Origin of the sequence: Pedobacter frigidisoli (assembly GCF_004331675.1) — a bacterium.
Classification (GTDB): domain Bacteria; phylum Bacteroidota; class Bacteroidia; order Sphingobacteriales; family Sphingobacteriaceae; genus Pedobacter; species Pedobacter frigidisoli.
In genome coordinates this window covers 42,480-62,538 of record NZ_SJSN01000004.1, presented here as the reverse complement: position 1 = coordinate 62,538, position 20,059 = coordinate 42,480, and the positions used below count along the sequence as shown (strand labels likewise).

Below are 20,059 nucleotides of genomic sequence, written 5' to 3'. Positions count from 1 at the left end.
CCGCGTAAAACAATTATTCTCCAGCCTGTTCTAAATGTACCATGTTATAGCAGGCGCTCTCAGCTTGTATTATGCCGCTTTGGTGAATTGGGAAAGCATATTATTGGAGCATGCTCTCTCTAACAATTAAGCTAGCCGGCGGATAGAAATTAAACAAAAGTATTGGTAGAGGTTCGCAGGATCGTTCCGCAAATTTTGTTCGTGGAGAATGCATCATCCATGACCGTATTATGCCTACCCCGCGCCTTTTTGCCATTCCTATTTCTGTAGCCATATTCCTTTTAAAATCAGTTTTCAGTCTCTAATATACCCTAGAGCCAAATAAATGTACAATCTGCCAAAAAAAATGAATGATGCGACAATCTCAGCAATAACATATTTGATGTTATTTGTATCAACAAATTGAATGTAATTATTAGAAAATGACAAAAGCCATTTAACCTTTTTGCCGAAACAAACTGTAGGAAATGACAATAAAATGGGATAAAATTTAGAATCGGCAAATCCTCCCATTTAAAACCTTTATGGGTGTAGGTGTGTGCGTGTCTACCGCTCTCTAACGTTTTAACCCCTTGGTTAACAGTGTAATCTGTATAGTCAGATAGGCTACAGGCATTGCAGTCATTTAGTATAGAAATTAAATTTAAGCCGATAGCACACACTTGAAGTTTGTAATAGAGCTGCCGGTATTCACCGGCGCTCTTAAAACTGTCTGGTAATTTAAAGGCCAACTAGAGCTATATACTACAGCTTACAGAAAGAAAGCGAAAACTATCAATCAAATAAAACCCAATGTACTGCTACCAAAAAAGATTATATTTTAAGCTGACAGGTAACAATCTATCTGCTATGAACGTTATCGGTACGCTTAAACTTTCAATTATATCTGTAGAATTTCATTTATCACCATCTACCTTTTTACAACTCCAGCAACCATATTCTAAGAACAACAGAAAGGAGGGCCTTTTGATAATATAATTCCTAAACTTTGGATGCATTGGGTATTTGTCATTAGTAAAATCACTGAAGACTTTACTGATGTCGTCTGACAATCAAATTTCCAAACAAATATTTATTTAAAATCTAACCAAATGTATAAAACCTATACAGCATACCGCTGTGGAAAACCATTCCACGTAGGATCAATATCAAGTCATGCCCTGAAAATGTTTTTTATGATCGGGCTTTTTGTGCTTTCTGCCAACATTTTACTGGCGCAACAGCTTCAGGTAACCGGAAAAGTTAGCGACCCAAAGGGGCTGCCTGTCCCTGGAGTTTCCGTAAAGGAAAAAAACGGAAGCGCATCCGCGCTAACTAAAAAAGATGGTACCTACAGTATTGGTGTAAGTTCAGGGAATGCTACCCTTGTTTTTAGTTTCGTTGGTTTCGTCAATCAGGAGATTGTAGTCGGTGACCGTAGAAATATTGACCTTACACTTAAAGATTCCGAAACCGGGCTTGATGATGTGGTGATTGTGGCCTATGGTCAGCAGAAAAAAATCACCTCAACTGGAGCAATCAGTACTTTAAAGGCCGAAGAACTTAAACAGCCCGTGGCCAATCTTACAAATTTACTTGCCGGACGTGTCGCAGGGATTATCGGCGTGCAGCGTAGCGGTCAACCAGGCTACGACAATTCCGAAATTTATATCCGGGGTATTTCAACCTTTACCAGCAGTGGTCCCCTTGTCCTGGTCGATGGTGTTCAAAGGGAGTTTGCCAACGTGGATCCCGAGGATATTGCCAGTTTCAGTATCCTCAAAGATGCCTCGGCTACAGCAGTATACGGCGTGAGGGGTGCGAATGGCGTAATTATCATTGAAACAAAAAAAGGCAAGCTGGGCAAACCGGTCATAAACCTTCAATATGACCAGGGCATTACCCAGTTTACCAAAATACCCGAGTTTGCTGATGGCGTAACTTATCTGCAGATTGCAAATGAGGCCTATAAGAGCAGTAATCCAACTGATCCAAATCCAAAATACTCGGCAGACAGGATCAATAAAACCACCTCTGGAACTGATCCTGATCTCTATCCAAATGTTAACTGGTTTGACGAGCTGTTTAATAAAACAGGTCAGAACAGACGGGCCAGGGTGAATGCAAATGGAGGCTCGGAAAACGCACAGTATTATCTTTCCCTGGGTTATTATGATGAGGAGGGATTGTTTAAAACAGATGAACTTGCCAGTTATAATTCAGCCATAAAATTCACAAGGTATAATTTTACCTCTAACCTGACCCTAAACGTTACCAAAACCACCAAGGTCGATTTTGGCGCATCAGGCTGGATCAGTAATGGTAATTATCCGGGCAGCTCAAACGAATCGATCTGGGGTTCAGCATATATCATGCCCCCGATCCTTATCCCCAAGGTCTATTCCAATGGCTTGAATTCCGCTATCAGAACAGGGGATATCGCCAACCCATACACCTTGTTGACCCAAAGTGGTTATGTTACCGAGTTCAGGAGCCAATTATGGAGCAATATCAGGGTGACACAAAATCTGGATATGATCTTAAAAGGTCTTTCTGCGACAGCGATGTTTTCTTTTGATAACTATAATTCACATACCATCAGACGTACCAAGTCAGTTGATGGGTATCTGGCCAGAGGAAGGGACGCTGTGACCAATGCGTTGCTGTTAGATAAGGTATCCAATGGTACGAGTTTCCTCGGTTATGAGAGAGCCAATGGTGGAACCAGGCAGTTTTCATCCGAAGCACAGATCAACTACAACCGTACTATCGATAAACATGCTATAGGAGCAATGACTATTTTCAATGCACAGGATAGGGAGGATGCCTTCGCTGGAGATTTCATCGCCTCTATTCCTTACCGCTACCTCGGGGTTGCGGGCCGGGCAACATATGCATATGATAATAAATATCTTGCTGATGTTAATTTTGGCTATAATGGGTCAGAGACCTTCGCCCCTGGCAAGCGTTTCGGATTTTTTCCTGCTTTCAGTGTGGGCTGGGTATTGTCTGAAGAAAAATTCTTCAAACCCTTAACGAACATTGTCCAGTTTGCAAAAATCAGGTATTCATGGGGCCAGGTGGGAAACAGTGACATTGGCGGGCGCAGGTTCGGTTATATCTCTACAGTTAACGGGGGCAATGGCAACTACTCATATGGTAATGGCGTTGACCAGAATATCACTGGATATGATATCGGCGATTATGCCGTTAACGTTAGCTGGGAAAAAGCAACCAAACAGAACATCGGGCTTGAGCTGAAAACCCTCAATAACAGTCTGTCGATCACGGCTGATGTTTTCCAGGAATTCCGCACAGCGATTTTCCGTCAGCGTGGTGATGTGCCGGATTATCTAGGGGTGCGGACACTGCCATACGCAAATCTTGGCGAGATCCATAACCGTGGCCTAGAAGGAACCATCGAATACAACAAGCGTATTGGTGATGACTGGCAACTGGGCCTTAGGGGATCTATGACCTGGACCAGGGCGATTATAATCAATGACGCCAACGCTCCATGGCCATACCCATGGCAACAGCGCATCGGCCGGAAATTCGGGCAACGTTTTGGTTATACTGCCCTCGGACTTTTCACCAGTGACGAGGATGTGGCAAACAGTCCTTATCAAACAGGTGCCAACAGGGCGGGTGACATTAAATATAAAGACCTGAACGGCGATGGAAGAATTGATGGATTTGATCAGGGGCCTATTGGCTACGGCTCAATCCCCGAAATTGTATATGGTTTTGGTCCAACAGTCAATTGGAAAGGCTTCGCCGTTTCTGCCTGGTTCAAGGGGATCAGCAATGTTGACGTCAGCCTTAATGGTGATGGACTGCAGCCGTTCAGCCAGGGTGGTGAACGTGGCAATTTATTGGCACAGATCACTGACAGATGGACACCGGAAAATCAGAACCAGAATGCAATGTACCCAAGGCTGACCTATGGCAATGACAATATGAACTATGCCAATAGTACCTGGTGGGTTAGAAATGGTGCCTTTCTACGCCTGCAGACCCTTCAGGTGAGTTACGATTTCAATAAGGCAAACTGGCTTAAGAAAACGGGCATGTCGAATCTAAGCATATACTTTATCGGCTATAACCTCTGGACGGTCAGTGATTTCAAGCTATGGGATGTAGAGTTGGGTGATGGTAAGGGAGCGAACTACCCTTTGCTGAAAACCTATAACCTTGGCATCAAATGTACTTTCAAATAAATACCTGAAGTTTAAACGAAATGAAAAATAAAAATATAAAAATCTGCATGGTAATGATCATTGCATCGTTACTGGCAAGCTCAGGCTGCAAGAAATACCTCGATCAGGTCCCAGACGACAGGATCACCATTGAATCTGTTTTTCAGAAAAAAGGCCCAACAGAGCAATACCTCGCAAATGTGTACAGCTATGTGGATGATGTTTCGAATGTTTGGGAAAATACCCCTTGGGAAGGTAACTCGGACGAAGTGGATATTACCTGGTCAAAGTATTCGAACTATAGCCTGAACATCGGTAATCTAGGGGCAAGTAATGCACTGTTCGACCGGTGGGGATATTACTATAAGGGTATCCGTTCTGCTACATATTTTATCAACCATATCGATGGGAATGCTGAAATACTGGCATTGAATGGTCAGCAGTTAATCAATCAATATAAAGCTGAAGCACGCTTTTTAAGGGCATATTTCTACTTTTTGTTGATGCGCCAATACGGTCCGGTAGTTATCATGCCCGAAACTGAAATTCCTGTTGATGTGGAGTCCAGTGAAATGCAGTTTCCGCGAAACAGTTATGACGAATGTGTCAATTATGTATCAAGTGAACTCGATAAGGCTGCGGCGGTGCTGCCAGCTGTACCATCTAGTAACGGACAGCTTAGTAATAATGAATTCGGCCGGGCCACTGCAGGGATTGCGCTTGCAGTAAAATCGAGGTTACAGTTATACGCCGCTAGTCCTGAATTCAATGGTAATGCAGATTTTGCGAACTTTAAAAATAAAGATGGAAAGGTATTGATAAACCAGACTTACGATGTTCAGAAATGGAAAAAAGCAGCTGATGCCGCTAAAGCCGTAATCGACCTGGGTCGTTACAACTTGTATAAAGCCTCCAACGGTGATCCGCTACAGTCGTATATGGGTATATTTACAGAACAATGGAATTCCGAGCAGATATTCTCCCGGAAAACGAACGATCTGCCGGCCTACGATACCAATAGCATGCCACGTCAAGCTGGTGGATGGAACGGTGTAGGCGTTACGCAGGAACAGGTCGACGCTTATTTCATGAACGATGGAAAAACGATCAATGAGTCACCGATCTACTCTGAAACGGGTTTCACGACCCAGAATAATGTCAAGGTTTATAACATGTATATAAACCGTGAACCACGTTTTTATGCTTCTGTAACCTATAATAATGCAATATTCCAGGGTGGTAATATGCCGGCCGCTGCGCCGATCTCATTTCTCTTTTTGGGAGGAAGCGGTAAAAACGGGCATGCCACCGATTTCACAAAGACCGGTTATCTGGTTAGAAAAAATGTTAATCCTGCAACCAATAATGGATCAGGGGGCAATGGAGCAAGGGCAACACGTACTTTGCCATTGTTCAGATTGGGCGAAATCTATTTAAACTATGCTGAGGCATTAAACGAATATTCCCCTGGCAATGCCGATGTTTTGAAATACGTTAACATGATCAGGGAACGTGCAGGCATTCCACAGTATGGAAGTGCAAATTTAGCAGCTCCGGTTAGTCAGGCTGATGTACGTGCGAGGATATGGCAGGAGAGAAGAATTGAACTGGCTTTCGAATCGCACCGCTGGTTTGATATAAGGCGCTGGAAAATAGCAGCCCAGGTAATGGGAGATATGCACGGTATGGACGTGAACAAAAATGATGATACTTTTTACAAAAGGGTAGTGGCAAGCCAGCACCTGTTCAGATTCCCTGCATCCTATTTCTTCCCGATCAGCCAATATGAAATGGACCGGTCCAAGCTTGTAGTTCAGAACCCGGGGTGGTAATCTTCCCCTTTTAATGAAAAATTTCTAATGATGATAATTCAGAGAAAATATAAAGCATTACTTTTCCTGTTGGGATTAGTAAGCTCAGCCGCATGGTTCGGTTGCAAGGATAATGTTGATCTTCCCGATCAGCCCTTGGAAAGTTATATCAATGTATATATGCCCCAAGGCATAAACGGGCCGGTGACTACCAACTTAAAAGTTAAGGAAAACCTAATACAGACTGTTGTTTTTGGAGCAGACTATGGTGGTTATGGATATCCGGACACAGATGTGCCAGTTTCATTTGCTGTAGATAATTCTTTGGTAGCGACCTATAATGCTGCCAATAAAACTAGTTATCAGGTCTTGCCGGCTGCTTCTTACAGTATGTCATCTACAAACTCGGTAATCCCACAGGGAAAATTGGGGACCGAACCCCTGAAGATAAGTTTTAAAACAACGGGCAGCGGCGCAATGACAGCTTTTACAACCTATCTGTTACCGGTGACACTATCCAGTCCAACTGTGAAAGTACGTGAATCGCTAAAAACAGTTTACTATGTTGTCAGAGCTTTGCCTGATCTTGCCGACTACCAGAACTTTGACCGCTCAAAATTTAGTATTGTGGATTTCTCCTCTCAGGAGGCAAATGGTGAAGGTCCGAACAATGGACGCGCGGTGTTTGTGCTGGATGGGGCAAACACAACTTTTTGGCATTCCCAGTGGCAGAACGGGACAGCTTCACCCCCACATTATCTGACAATCGACATGGGTGAGCTTAAAACATTTCACGGACTGTCGTTTTTGGCAAGGCAGAGCGGTGACGATGGCAAGCCCAATGAGGTGAACCTGAAATTAAGTACCGATAATGTTACATGGACAGATTATGGAACATTGAACCTAGCGAATAGCCAGGCTTTACAATCCGTTTTTTTTCCGTCAGCCTATAGTAAACAGGCCAGGTATTTTAAGATTACCATTAATTCATCCTACGGCTCTGGCGTAACCCATTTGGCAGAACTTTACGCTTTCTAAAAGTGTGGCCTTGCCGGCATTTGTACCTGGCCCCAGCCGGTAAGGCCCCCTTTTATTATTAATATTACCATGACCAAGATTAAATTAATTATTCAATACATGCAAACTCCAATTACAACATCACTTACCTGCGGATTACTTTTGTTTCTACAATTTAGCGCTTATAGCCAAAGCAATAGGGAGCATATTAAAACTGTGGAGAACCGGTATTCTGCTGACTTAGGTAACGGCACTTATCTGAATCCCGTACTGAAGGGCAATTACGCTGACCCCTCTGTTGTTAGGGACGGAGAAGATTACTACTTAACACATTCCTCATTTGATAACATTCCGGGATTGACCGTCTGGCACTCAAAAGATCTGGTAAACTGGGCACCGATCGCCAATGCACTAACAGAATTTGTAGGGGGCGTGTGGGCACCGGACATCATTAAATTCAAAGACAGATTTTATATTTATTTCCCCGCAGGTGGCAAAAATTGGGTAGTTACTGCTATAAATCCGGCAGGGCCATGGAGCAAGCCGGTTGATTTAAAGATTGGCGGAATAGATCCCGGACACCTGGCAACCCCGGACGGTAAGCGTTATCTATATCTTAACGACGGACGAATGGCCCCCTTATCTGACGACGGAATGAGCGTTACCGGACCTGAAAAGAGGATTTATGAGGGCTGGCAATATCCCAAAGACTGGATTACCGAATGTTTTTGCCTGGAATCACCAAAACTGACATACCGGAACGGATATTATTACATGACCGCTGCGCAAGGTGGGACAGCTGGGCCGCCTACGAGCCATATGGTGGTTTCAGCGCGTTCCAAAACACCCTTTGGCCCCTGGGAAAACAGCCCCTACAATCCTATTGTCAGAAATGCTGAGAGGAGTAATAAATGGGCATCTACTGGGCACGGTACCCTCGTTGATTCGCCTGACGGAAAATGGTGGATGATCTTCCATGGCTTCGAAGCTGCTGACAGGACCCTGGGCAGGCAGATATTGCTTTCACCGATTGAATGGACGAATGACGGTTGGTTCAAAGTACCAAAAGGCGCCGATCCCGCAAAGCCCTTAAAAAAGCCGGTGGGGAAAGCGGTTTCAGGCAATGATCGTTTATCCGACGATTTTGCGGGAACCCGGTTAAAAGGCCAGTGGAACATTCTTAAAAACCGGAATACGGCAAGTTTCAACGTGGGGAACAATTCACTGTCCATTAAAGGAACAGGAAGTTCTATAGAAAATACACAACCACTCACCCTAATGCCTGCAAATAACTCTTATGAGGTAACCGTTAATATTTCTAAGGGTACTTTGGGTGCCAAAGGAGGCCTGGTTTTGTATTACAATTCCAAATATTATGTTGGCCTTGAATTTACCGATGATGCTATTTATCGGCTTTATAATGGTGGCAGGGGCAGGATGGTTTCTGGGATAAGCCAGGATAGCGTCTTTCTGCGGTTGGTGAACGATCATCATGATTTTTTATGCTATTATAGCCTGGACGGAAAAGAATGGACAAGAATGGATTTTGTCACCGAGATATCAGGCTACCACCATAACATACTTGGTGACTGGGGGTATCTCCGCCCAGCTTTGTTTGCCACAGGTGAGGGAGAAGTCCAATTCAGGAACTTTCAATACCAGGGATTAAATTAAATCCAATCCCTGCCTGATTGCCTGTTTTGATGAACTAAAATCGTTTGATATCAATAAATTAAAATGAATATGAAATATGTCTACACTTTCTTGGTTTTGAGTTTTTGTTCCGTATTTATGCCCGTCTCGGCAAGGGCTGGTGAACCGTTGAGCGTGACGGCTTTATTTTCCGATCACATGGTCTTACAGCAAAAGAGCTCAGTCAATATATGGGGGAAATGTGGGCCAGGGGAAAGACTTACGGTGTTGGCAGACTGGGGCAAACGGGTGTCAACCATAGCGGATGCAAAAGGGAGCTGGCGTTTGAAGTTGAAGACACCCGTTGCGGGTGGTCCTTACACTATAACCATTAAAAACCCTGACACTGAACTTTTGATAAAGGATATACTCATCGGAGAGGTTTGGCTCGCGTCAGGTCAATCCAATATGGATATACCTTTGAAAGGCTGGCCGCCCGGTGATACGATCCTCAATTCCAAAAAGGAAATCGAAATGGCTGATTATCCTCACATCAGGTTCTTTAAAGTTCCTTTTAAAATAGCCTCCACACCGTTAAATACTGTTGAGGCTATTTGGACATCAATGTCTCCTGAGACAGCAGGCAATTTCAGTGCAACCGCATATTTCTATGCCCGTAGACTTCACAAAACGCTGCATGTTCCCATCGGCATTGTTCAATCCTCCATAGGCGGAACACCGGCTGAAGCTTGGACCAGCAGACCGATGCTGGAAAAATTTGGAGATTTTAATAAGACCGTCAATTCCCTGGATCGTGTTAAATTAGACAGTAATACACCGACTGCACTTTTTAACGGGATGATCAATCCGCTTGTTCCATATACTTTTAAGGGCATAATCTGGTATCAGGGAGAGTCGAACGTTGGCCGGGCCGAACAGTACAAACGGCTTTTTCCCGCTCTCATCAAGGACTGGCGAAATAGCTGGGATGAGGAGCTGCCATTTTACTATGTGCAGTTAGCCCCTTATCTTTATAAAGCTGATGACCAGAAAGAACAGTCCCAAAAGCTCAGGGATGCGCAGCGTTATGGACTCAACCTGCCTAAATCGGGGATGGTAACTACTCTTGATATCGGTTATCTGAAAACCGCCCACCCCCCTTATAAGCAAGAAGTCGGGGATCGGCTGGCGAGGTTTGCTCTAAACAATGATTATCATCTAAAACAGGTGCCGTCAGGTCCACTTTATAAAAGCGCTAAGCATATCGGTAACCGCTTAATCGTTAAGTTCACATCGGTGGGATCCGGCCTCGTGCTGTCCAGAAATAATCCAGATAATTTCGAGATTGCGGGTAAGGATAAGGTTTTCATGAAAGCTGATATAAAAATATTGGAGAGAAAAGTCATTTTAAGTAACCATAATATAACTGATCCCGTGTACGCCAGGTATGCATGGAGCGATGGCAGTACTGCCACATTGTTCAATAGGGAGGGGCTGCCTGCAGCAACCTTTACATCAGAGAAATGACCCTAACGTTTTAGTGAGAAGTGCTGCCTATTAATAAAACGCTGGATGTTCTGCAATCTATCATAACCTCAATATTCGAGATGGTGATTATCCAAAACTGAGACCACTTGAAGAACAGATGTTTATTATTGATATTGATGCTGATATTTTGCTTAGCAACCAAAGGTTAGATTACCGGAAAACGAACCAGTGCGATTGGAAATCAGAATACCTTAACAAATAACGTGAAACCTATATTCGATCCGGCATCGGAAAAAGCTAACTGGCCAAAAACCATGGGACCGGTTTGAATTATCCATAATTAATTTGTGGTTTTCAATATTTACCACAGCCTATCAGCTTCAAGGTCCCTATAAGTTAACCATGGTTAATCCCATCGCTGGCGGGCCGGGAAAAGGGGAGGACTGGATTATTCCCGGAGCAGTACGGATGCGGCAACTTTTCGTGATAGTAAGCTAGATGTTATTGCCACAATGATTTATTGGCCATCCGCGACCAAAATATGGAATAATATTGATCAGGTTTATAAAGCGAGTGATACCTACAGTTATCCCACACAGACTCCGATTTTGATGAGCACCGAAATTTAGATTGGAAGGCTAAATACTTTGCCATTATAACCAGGAATTCATGATCAATTTTCTTGAACGGGGTCCGCAGGGATCTGCGGGTTTATACTTACGTTATATGGCTGACGCAAAGGGAGCCATAATCCCTAACGAGGAATCCTATTAGAAAGTTATGGCTATGGTGAAGGCAGACAAGGACATTATCTGGTCTGGTTTGCCGGGCACAGTAGATCATATTTTGTTAACTGCAGTTAATGGGGGCGCAAGAATCAGCTATTGCATCAAGGCAACTTCGCCACTCTAGGTATCCTTCATTTTCCCGATGCGCTGGATAAAACCAAAGAGAGCAATACGATCTGCCACTTGAAATAATGTTCAAAAAAAAATGTCGGTATGTGATAGTCGTTTGCAGGGACGATGCGTTAATAACATCAGGGAAAAAATCTAACATCCTTTAAGGGTTATCCGTTATCTGTCAACATTTCAAATAAAGCAACTGCATTTGTCAAAACAAAATGGCTTTAGAGATTAGATGGATGCTCCCGGCACTTTTAGGCATACAGATAAGTGGAGCTTGGCTTATTAAAGGACTTTCTATCAACAAAACATTCCATGGTTACACTGCAACTTATTTCAGCTCATGTTGTGCTGATTCGTACCAGATTACTTGTCAATGAGCTGGGCGGAGAAAGCCAGACCAACTATTTCACAAATATAGTACTAGGAACTATGGCTCAATATATTTGTTGTAATATCGGTTTTATTGAGCTCACAAATCATGACTGATAACTGGCTACCACATTTTTGAAGGCGCCGCCCAAGGTGCATATGGAACCGTAGCAAGACCTAGCCAATTGCTATGTATGCATGGACAAATATCTTAATGTCAGGTAATTGATAATTCTTATTAAGCACTTGTCGGGATTTCTAGTGGAACCTGCGTGTAAATCCATTGTACAGGAAACTGTCATACTCCTGAGCTAAATGTGAATTTTTGTTAAATTTTGCTGTTTTAAAAACATTAGGAGGTAGTTTGTGGTTGTATTTTTTTTGGGAACATACATGATCAGAAGAGGTAGGATTAAGAGCATCAACATAAAAACAGGTATTGGATTTATCGTGGATGACAATGATCAAAATATTGATTTTACGCATGAGGGTTTTGTTGATAAACCGGAATTGGGGGAGAAAGTGAATTTTAAGATCGTCCTAACGACAGAAGGCTTACGGGCAGTTGAAATTATACAGGTCCTTAAGAAAGCCAACTAATAGAATTTTATAAAAACCGAAGATTGCTGCTTATTGACTTGTTGAATTATTTTATTCATGAGAAGAAACCTCATGGTGAGTTGCTTGATGGCATAAGACCTATAGAATTGTTTGGCTGAACCCTTTGAGAGACATCCTATGTATACATTTTAAACAAATCCCTCGCGGATTTTTAAGTATACAAATAATGAATAATTGTTTTATGAATAGTAAACTGCGCCCTGAAAATCAGAATTTGATACATAACATAAAAAACCTGCGGCTATACCGTGGCTTTAGCCAGAATTATGTTGCATCCAAAATCGAGGTCAGCCAGAATGGCTATAGTAAAATTGAAATGGGACATGCACAGCTCACCTTAGTGCGTCTTTTTCAGATTGCAGAAGTGCTGCAAGCTGGTGCGGTGGAATTGCTGGTGCTTACGCCAAATGAGCTACTCATCTCCGTTGTGGAAAGGGATCACCCTGAGCGTATCAAATTCTCCGATTTCCAGTGATTTTGATTTTCTAGCTTCTCCTGCTCATATGTTTTATGCCACACATCTAAATAGTTTATATTTGGTACCTTTGAGCCTTAATCATTTCTGCCATCATGAAATCCCCATTAAAAAGAAATAACGTAAATGTTATCGGGCATGGCCAAAAGGTAATAGTTTTTGCCCACGGTTTTGGCTGTGATCAGAACTCCTGGAAGTTTATTATCGATGCCTTTACCGATGAGTATAAACTTGTCCTGTTTGATTATGTCGGCTCTGGGCAATCTGATCTTAGCCAATATGACCAAGTGAGATATGCTACACTTAACGGATATGCACAGGATATTTTGGAAGTCTGCGCTGAGCTCGGCATTCTGGGCTCTGTTTTTATAGGTCATTCCGTTAGTGCCATGATCGGCCTCCTGGCGGCAAAGATTAATCCTGCACTTTTTGAAAAACTTATTTTTATCAGTCCTTCTCCCCATTACCTCAATGAGGAGGGGTATAGGGGCGGATTTGAACGGCGTGACCTTGAAGCACTTTTCGAGTTTATGGACCATAACTATCTTGGCTGGTCCAGCGCACTGGCCCCGGCAATCATGGGGAATGTAGATAGACCGGAACTCGGAGAATTTCTGACGAGCAGTTTCTGTTCTACCGATCCGGACATAGCCCGGCAATTTGCAAAGGTTACCTTCTTTTCCGATAACCGTAGGGATCTCAACGACGTAAATGTCGAAAGCCTTACCTTACAATGCTCAGATGATATAATTGCCCCCCTCGAGGTTGGCGATTACATCCACGCAAACCTTAAGGGCAATCAGCTTGTTGTAATGAAAGCCACAGGACATTGCCCACATATCAGCGAACCTGAAGAAACGATTGCGGCGATAAAGGCATATCTGAATAATAATTAATAGACCGAAAATTGTCGACAGCATATAATAGGGAAAATATTGGATCACTGATTGATATAGAGGCACTCTATCAGTATGCGCCATGTGGTTATGTATCGTTCTTCCCAGATGGGACGATAATTAAGGTCAATCAGACATTATTGGAATGGCTAGGGGAGCAGGAAGAGGATCTCCTATTCAAAAAAAAGTTTTCCGATCTTATTTCAAAAGGCGGCAATATGCATTTTGAAATGTTCTTCCGTCCTATGATCAATGTTTATGGAAAGGTAAAGGAACTTAGTTATGAGCTGATTGGAAAAGAAGGTAAAATCTTTCCTATTCTGCTGAGCGCAACAACTATTAGGGACAATGAAAATAGAATTGCGGCGATCAATGCGGCACTTTATGAAATTACGGACCGTAAGCAATTCGAAAAAGAACTGGTTACCGCGAAAAAACAGGCAGACTTGGAGAGAAGAAGGTTTGCTTTTCTGGCAGACCTCATTCCAGAGATTATCTGGAAAGCTGATGCCGATGGTCGCATAGATTACCTCAACGAACGCTTTTTTCAGTACTTTAACATTGAACGCCGGATTGTCCATCCCCCGCGCCTACTGCTCAGGATTCACCCTGAAGAACGAAGATTGTTTATTGACCAATGGCACAATAGCTTTAACAAGGGAACGGAGCTGAATGTTACCTTGAGGCTAGAGGGGGAGCCGGGCTCGCATAAGTGGCACCTGATCAAGGGTGCACCACACAAAGACGAATATGGCAAGCTTAACAAATGGTTTGGGTCTTGCTTTAATATCGATGAACACGTGAAGGCCCTTCAGAAAAAGGATGATTTTATAAGTATTGCCAGCCATGAGCTAAAGACGCCGGTGACCAGCTTAAAGGCTTCGCTACAGTTACTGGATAGGCTTAAGCCTGAAATACAGTCCAAGAAAGTAATCAGTCTTATTGACCAGGCTTCCAGAACCGCAGGCAAGGTTACCACACTTATCTCTGATCTTTTAGATGCAAGCCAGATGTCAAATGGACAGCTCCATTTGAACAAAACGGATTTTTACATTTTCGAAACTATAGAGGACAGCTGCAGCCTCCTCAATGAAGACCTGCACAAGATCGTATTTGAAGGTGATGTGTCGCTTAAAACATATGCCGACCAGGACCGGATATCGCAGGTGATCACAAATTTTGTCAATAACGCTGTCAAGTACGCCCCCAAATCAAAAAACATAAGAATCCTTGTTGAACAGTTGGAGAAATGCATTAAAGTTACGGTGATTGATAATGGGCTGGGCATATCCAAAGAAAAACAGCGACATTTGTTCGACCGCTACTACCGTGTGGACAATAGTGGAGCGCAGGTATCAGGTTTAGGCCTTGGGCTCTATATTTCGGCAGAGATAATCAAGAAGCATAATGGAACCATTGGTGTAGACAGTTCACCAGGCAAAGGCGCCAGTTTTTGGTTTATGCTTCCTCGTTTAGAAGAATAGTTAAGCAACATTCTTATGTTCCCTTTGAAAATCTCTATTTGTTCTTTTAACCTCAGATCTAGCAAGTAATGGTTCTGATTTCGGCGGACGCTGCGGCCAACCAAGTTTCTAAGCAGTTGTAGCCCAATTGCTCAGGGGCATTGTCCATTTCTGGCTGATTTTCTTCTGCGCCAGGTATATCAGTTTCATCATGGCCATATCTGATGTAAATGCACCCGTATTTTTGGATACCTTTCTTACCTGTCGATGAAATCTTTCAATTGTGTTTGTCACCAATTATATCATACTATTCCTTTACCGGTATTTGTGATATAAATATCGTTGACCGCTTCTGGTGCTTGTCTTCAATTATATTAAGTAATGTAACCCTTGACCTATAGTCAGAGGGTTAGTGGTTGCTTGTATAGAGTAACCTATTGATAATTAAAATATTAATCAAACATTGTTCTTTCGGTATTTACCATTTGCACATTCTTGGCATTTACATTATTAACAATTTATATAAGCTTAAATTTAATTAATCAAAAATTAGATATTTGAAGACTACTTTTGAGGACCTACCCGCCCAAGTTGGCATTATAAATGAAAAATTAGACATATTGCTTCAACTTCTATCAAAACCAAAAGAAGATGCTATCTGATTCGAAGATACAATGTTAAACATACAACAAGCTTCACACCTATTGACACTTTCGGTAAATACGATCTATAGTAAAGTAAGTAAAAAACAAATTCCTTATTACAAACAGGGTAAGCGCCCTTATTTTTCTAAGCCAATATTAATCAAATGGATTGAAACTGGGCATCAATTAACTGAAATGGAGATCCAGACTGATACAGAAATTCAATTTATTGAAAAGCAAAAAAGAAAAGCCAAGCGTTCTTTTTAAAAGACAGATTTTGCTTTTGTAATTTCTTCACTAAATAATTAACTATAACTGAATTCGAAAATGCCAAGTTTTTTGGTTCAAAGTTTCCCGGTGAAGGTCTTAGCTGAGGTAATTTCTAAAATTTTGCTCGAAATTATAAAAATCCTTTCAACTTTAAATCATCCACGATCGGTTCTATAAGCAATAGAAAGGCTTTCAAATATTGAAAGTAGTCCCGTTGATCGGTACACTTTTCTTAGGGCTCCCGTTCGGGAGCCCTATCGATTTTACATGCAGATGACATGTTGATTTTTAAATAATAAATCTTATTGCTGCCTATTTATTGAGCTAAATGCGCCTTACTTATATAATTAAATGTAGAGGTTTGAACTATTCTAACTGTTAATCAGAGTGTTGCTGGTTCGAGCCCAGCATTTATAGGTGATAATCAATCAGTTAGCCCCGCTCCTTCCGAGTGGGGCTTTTTATTTGCACAAAGTTTGCACTGTTAAATTTTCTTTGTTGCAAAGAGCTATTAAATAAAAAGTCACAGAATTAGTTAGATTTTTCCGACTTCCGTTGCTTTAAAGGAAATTGATATGGTACGTTTAAGAATTTTGGTAGTGCTAATTCTGATTTGCACGGATTTTGTTGCCGGTTGCATAGAGTCAATCCGCGAAAGTTCGACCCTTTTTGAGCATTGTGAGGACGTGATAAATTTTGAAAATTCGTTAAAGAATAAAGTTGAAAAACATTAAAGAAAAAAGAAGAAATAAGGGTGCGATAATCCGATTGTAATACTTAAATAATACATTAGAAAGCATTGAGAATGTTAGTTTAAATTTGTCTTCACCTCAATTCTTTAGGTGTTATTCCGAAGAGCTTTTTGAAGGCAACAGAAAAATGGGATAAACTTTCAAAACCCAGATCAAGATAGATGTCGGATGGCTTTTGTTTTTTTTTGGAAATGAGCAGGTGGGCTTCCTCTAATCTTTTTTTCACCAACCATCGATTCGGCGTTTCATTAAAAATGGTTTTAAAATCTCTTTTAAATGCAGACAAACTCCTTCCTGTTAAAATCGAAAATCGCTCTAAATTCACATTGAAAGTGTAATTTTTGTTCATATAAGCTTCGAGATTTATTTTCTGTTGCGGGGCAAAATCAAATAATAAATCAATAAGTTCAGGTTGTTGTTTGAGTAGAATGATTACGAGCTCTTCATATTTCAAATCTTCAAAATCGGCATCCAATTCCATAACATCTTTATAATACGGCTTAACGGATTTTATAAAACTGGTTAGGAATACACTCTTCTCAATGTTGATTAAAGCCTTATTGGTTTTAGAGCCTGATTTTTTATAAGGATGTTTTGCTTGGAACTCTTTCAGGAATGGTTCGTCGAAACAAAATAGAATGGGTTCGAAAGGATCTTTGTCTTCCAACAACTCATATTTCGCCAACCTGTTTTTTCTTGCCAAAAATGCATCGCCAGATTTGAAAATATAGTTGGTATCGCCATCAAAAATCCGTAAAGCACCCTTAGCCACATATATAAATACATGATCTGGAATAAACTGTTCCTTTAGGATATTGGTGGTGGTATTTTCTGCAATCGATCTCAATAATTTCTGTTTTAAAAGTTAAATGTGGTGTTTTTTAAAGGATGACCAAAATAAATTAGGATCAATGGCATCATTACAAATGGTATTTCAATTAGTGCAAATTTATAATTTCCTGCCTTTAAGGCCAAAGCCATCATTAACACTAGCAGTACAGCCCTTGCTGCGTTTCCTATGAAAAAAGTATTTGGAATAAGAATGAGTAATGCCGAACCTATGGATAAAATACTGAATGCGATGCGCATAGGGTTTGAAATTCCTAGCGCATTCATCATTTCTAAATACTGTTGTGTTGGCTTTTGAAATACTCTTGAACCGTGGCTTACGCCAAAATAAACTGTTGCCAAAAGCAAAATTCCGCTAATTATTCTTGAAATCATTTTTTGATTAGATTATATTTTATCATGGTGTCTACAGCTTCCAAAATGGCAGCTTCCTGTGTGGCTATGGGTTTCCAGCCCAAAGTTTCTTTAGCTTTTTGATTGCTAATATTCCGGTTCATTTTAGTGAACAAAAGACCTTCTTTTGCTTGGTGACTAAAAATTGAGGAAACGGCTAAAACCCAATTGGGTAGTTTTTTTAAGGATACTTTTTCTGAAATTTCCTTACGCTTGTTTTTTAAGAGTACTGCAATTTCTGGTAAAGAAATCTGCCCTTCTGCGGTAGCGATAAATCGATGTCCGTTGGCTTCTGGTGTTTCCATCGCACGAATGTGCAGATCGGCGACATCCCGAACATCTACAATGTTTAACGGAATATTCGGCACCACCTTAAATTTCCCTGTCAGTAAATTTTGAAGCAAAAAAAAGCTTCCCGAGACGTGTGCATCCAATGACGGACCTAGAATTGCCACAGGATTTATGGTGGTGAATTCAAGGTTTCCACCAGCTGTTTTTATAAAGTCCCACGCGGCCTTTTCTGCCAATGTTTTAGATTTTTCGTAAACGGAAACACTTTTATTGTTGGTATCCGTCCAATCCTTTTCAGTTGTTATCCTCTTATTATCCGTTTGAGTAAAGCCAACCGCACCAAAATTGGATGTCATTACCACTCTTTTAACGCCAGCTTTTTTTGCGAATCTCAAAATACGTAAGATTCCATCTCTTGCAGGAAGAATGGCTTCTTCCTCATTTTTAGGTTTATCGAAAAATACCGGTGATGCAACACTTAATACATATTTACATCCCTCCATTGCCAGCGCCCAATTTTCGTCCCTGGTGAGTTCTGCCTCTGCATATGAAAGGTTTTCAAACGATGTGATTCCGTTGTTTTTTAGGGCTTCCTTTACTTTGTCGGCACTTTTCAGATTTCGAACAGTTGTTCTAACAGAATATCCTTTTTTTAGCAACTGGTAAACAATCTGCATTCCCACAAATCCGTTTCCGCCAGTCACTAAAACCATTACCTTATTTTCCATCTTTTTCTTTTTAGGAATAAATCTGATACAAATCTCAAGAATTAACTTCTACGGTAGGTTTATTCAAAAGTCCAAATACACTTTATTGAAAAGTTCAATTCCAATGTGATAAATTAAGAATCAGAAATGATAAGGTTGGCAAAACAATTTCCCATGACTTATCAATCATATGATTTCCGATATTCCATCGGAGGTTTATCAGTTTCATTTAAATAACTTTTATGCCTGCTAACTGTTTTAACCTGAGGGTAAAGGCCTGTGGAGCAAGGACATTAACTCCAGACAGTAAATTTGTTTACCGTAAAACATGAATTATAGATTTTCACGCAATTTGGTGTTAGTTGAAAGTCCGCCTAAATTCTTGAGGCGAAAGAGCGGTTTTTGCTTTGAAAAATTTGCTAAATGACTGAGGGTATTCAAATCCTAGTAGATAAGCAACTTCACTAACTGACAAATTCGTGGTCGAGAGTTTTTCCTTTGCTTTTTCTATCATTCTATAATGAATGTGCTGTTGAGTGTTTTGTCCGGTCAGAGATCGAAGCATATCACTCAAATAACTTGCTGAAACATTCATTCTTTCTGCCAACGCTTGGACAGTTGGAATATGCTTACCTAATATTTTCTCATCACTAAAATGTTCATTTAAAATTGACTCGAGTTTTTGTATTATACCGTTGTTGGTTCCTCTACGGGTAATAAATTGTCGCTTGTAAAATCGGTTGCTATAATTCAGTAGCAGTTCTATTTGTGAAATAATAACCTCCTGGCTAAAGTCATCAATGCGGCTATTCAGTTCCTCCTCTATAATTTTGAAGACGGAAAGAATAGTGGTCTTTTCAAGTGCTGAAAGATGCAGCGCCTCATTTGCTGAATAGGAAAAAAAGCCGTACTGAGTTATTTTTTGTGCCAGCGGAAAACCCAAGAAGAAATCAGGATGAATTAGTAATGTATATAATGATTTATCAATCGTTTCTGAGCTACTCCCTATAACCTGGTTGGGCGCAGCAAACATCAATCCGCCATCATCAAAATCGTAATGGCCCTGTCCATATTTCAATTTTCCACCTAATTCTGATTTAAATGATATTTTGAAATATTTAAGTACGTGAGATTTAGGCATATATTCGGCAATTTTAAACTGGGCATCGCTGTTAAGGAGACTGATCAGCGGATGCAAGGGTTTTGGTAATCCGAGCGCACGGTGCAAATCAGATAATGATTCAAAATTCAGTGCACTGTTCTCGTGTTTCCTCATGTGTTTGCATTAGTGAATA

General features: G+C 41.2%; 15 protein-coding genes and 1 pseudogene. 11 read left to right on the top strand and 5 right to left on the bottom strand.

Annotated elements, in window-relative coordinates; translation table 11 throughout:
- Positions 1 to 1,091 precede the first annotated feature (1,091 nt).
- The 10 genes from EZ449_RS05960 (at position 1,092) to EZ449_RS05920 (ending at position 14,879) form a co-directional block, all read left to right on the top strand.
- Entirely contained in the window at positions 1,092 to 4,199 is a 3,108-nt protein-coding gene (locus EZ449_RS05960; RefSeq protein ID WP_131557063.1) for a SusC/RagA family TonB-linked outer membrane protein, read from the top strand.
- A gap of 20 nt (positions 4,200 to 4,219) precedes the next feature.
- A complete protein-coding gene (locus EZ449_RS05955; protein WP_131557062.1) occupies positions 4,220 to 6,010 on the top strand; it encodes a RagB/SusD family nutrient uptake outer membrane protein in 1,791 nt (596 codons plus the stop codon).
- Between the two features lie 27 nt (positions 6,011 to 6,037).
- Positions 6,038 to 7,027: a BT_3987 domain-containing protein gene (locus tag EZ449_RS05950; protein ID WP_131557061.1), complete on the top strand. Its 990-nt coding sequence runs from the start codon at positions 6,038 to 6,040 to the stop codon at positions 7,025 to 7,027.
- Positions 7,028 to 7,096: 69 nt separating this feature from the next.
- A complete protein-coding gene (locus tag EZ449_RS05945) occupies positions 7,097 to 8,680 on the top strand; it encodes a family 43 glycosylhydrolase (RefSeq protein WP_131557060.1) in 1,584 nt (527 codons plus the stop codon).
- A 63-nt stretch (positions 8,681 to 8,743) separates the two neighbouring features.
- A complete protein-coding gene (locus tag EZ449_RS05940) occupies positions 8,744 to 10,165 on the top strand; it encodes a sialate O-acetylesterase (protein ID WP_131557059.1) in 1,422 nt (473 codons plus the stop codon).
- A 747-nt stretch (positions 10,166 to 10,912) separates the two neighbouring features.
- The gene (locus EZ449_RS23265; protein WP_262711108.1) at positions 10,913 to 11,038 is read left to right on the top strand and encodes a hypothetical protein; all 126 of its coding nucleotides are present in this window, start codon (positions 10,913 to 10,915) and stop codon (positions 11,036 to 11,038) included.
- Positions 11,039 to 11,796: 758 nt separating this feature from the next.
- Positions 11,797 to 12,003: a cold-shock protein gene (locus tag EZ449_RS05935; RefSeq protein ID WP_131557058.1), complete on the top strand. Its 207-nt coding sequence runs from the start codon at positions 11,797 to 11,799 to the stop codon at positions 12,001 to 12,003.
- A 202-nt stretch (positions 12,004 to 12,205) separates the two neighbouring features.
- A complete protein-coding gene (locus tag EZ449_RS05930) occupies positions 12,206 to 12,499 on the top strand; it encodes a helix-turn-helix domain-containing protein (protein ID WP_165499710.1) in 294 nt (97 codons plus the stop codon).
- A 95-nt stretch (positions 12,500 to 12,594) separates the two neighbouring features.
- Positions 12,595 to 13,395: an alpha/beta fold hydrolase gene (locus EZ449_RS05925; protein WP_131557056.1), complete on the top strand. Its 801-nt coding sequence runs from the start codon at positions 12,595 to 12,597 to the stop codon at positions 13,393 to 13,395.
- 11 nt (positions 13,396 to 13,406) lie between these two features.
- Complete coding sequence (locus EZ449_RS05920; RefSeq protein WP_131557055.1) at positions 13,407 to 14,879, top strand: sensor histidine kinase; 1,473 nt, start codon at positions 13,407 to 13,409, stop codon at positions 14,877 to 14,879.
- A 108-nt stretch (positions 14,880 to 14,987) separates the two neighbouring features.
- On the opposite strand, the pseudogene EZ449_RS23605 reads toward EZ449_RS05920, so the two are convergent.
- Positions 14,988 to 15,149, bottom strand: a pseudogene (locus tag EZ449_RS23605) (IS256 family transposase); the annotation flags it as partial.
- Positions 15,150 to 15,532: 383 nt separating this feature from the next.
- Here EZ449_RS23605 and EZ449_RS05910 point away from each other — a divergent pair.
- Positions 15,533 to 15,769 carry a helix-turn-helix domain-containing protein gene (locus EZ449_RS05910; protein WP_131557054.1) on the top strand — a complete coding sequence of 79 codons (237 nt, stop codon included), beginning with the start codon at positions 15,533 to 15,535 and terminating at the stop codon, positions 15,767 to 15,769.
- 828 nt (positions 15,770 to 16,597) lie between these two features.
- On the opposite strand, the gene EZ449_RS05905 is transcribed toward EZ449_RS05910, so the two are convergent.
- From EZ449_RS05905 to EZ449_RS05890, 4 genes are all read right to left on the bottom strand, one after another.
- Positions 16,598 to 17,371: a helix-turn-helix domain-containing protein gene (locus EZ449_RS05905; RefSeq protein WP_131557053.1), complete on the bottom strand. Its 774-nt coding sequence runs from the start codon at positions 17,369 to 17,371 to the stop codon at positions 16,598 to 16,600.
- A gap of 11 nt (positions 17,372 to 17,382) precedes the next feature.
- Positions 17,383 to 17,748, bottom strand: a complete 366-nt coding sequence (locus EZ449_RS05900) for a hypothetical protein (protein ID WP_131557052.1) — start codon at positions 17,746 to 17,748, stop codon at positions 17,383 to 17,385.
- Positions 17,745 to 18,785, bottom strand: coding sequence for an SDR family oxidoreductase (locus EZ449_RS05895; protein ID WP_131557051.1), 1,041 nt, complete (start codon positions 18,783 to 18,785; stop codon positions 17,745 to 17,747). The genes EZ449_RS05900 and EZ449_RS05895 overlap by 4 nt, the downstream gene beginning before the upstream one ends.
- A 337-nt stretch (positions 18,786 to 19,122) precedes the next feature.
- Positions 19,123 to 20,040: a helix-turn-helix domain-containing protein gene (locus tag EZ449_RS05890; protein WP_131557050.1), complete on the bottom strand. Its 918-nt coding sequence runs from the start codon at positions 20,038 to 20,040 to the stop codon at positions 19,123 to 19,125.
- Positions 20,041 to 20,059 lie beyond the last annotated feature (19 nt).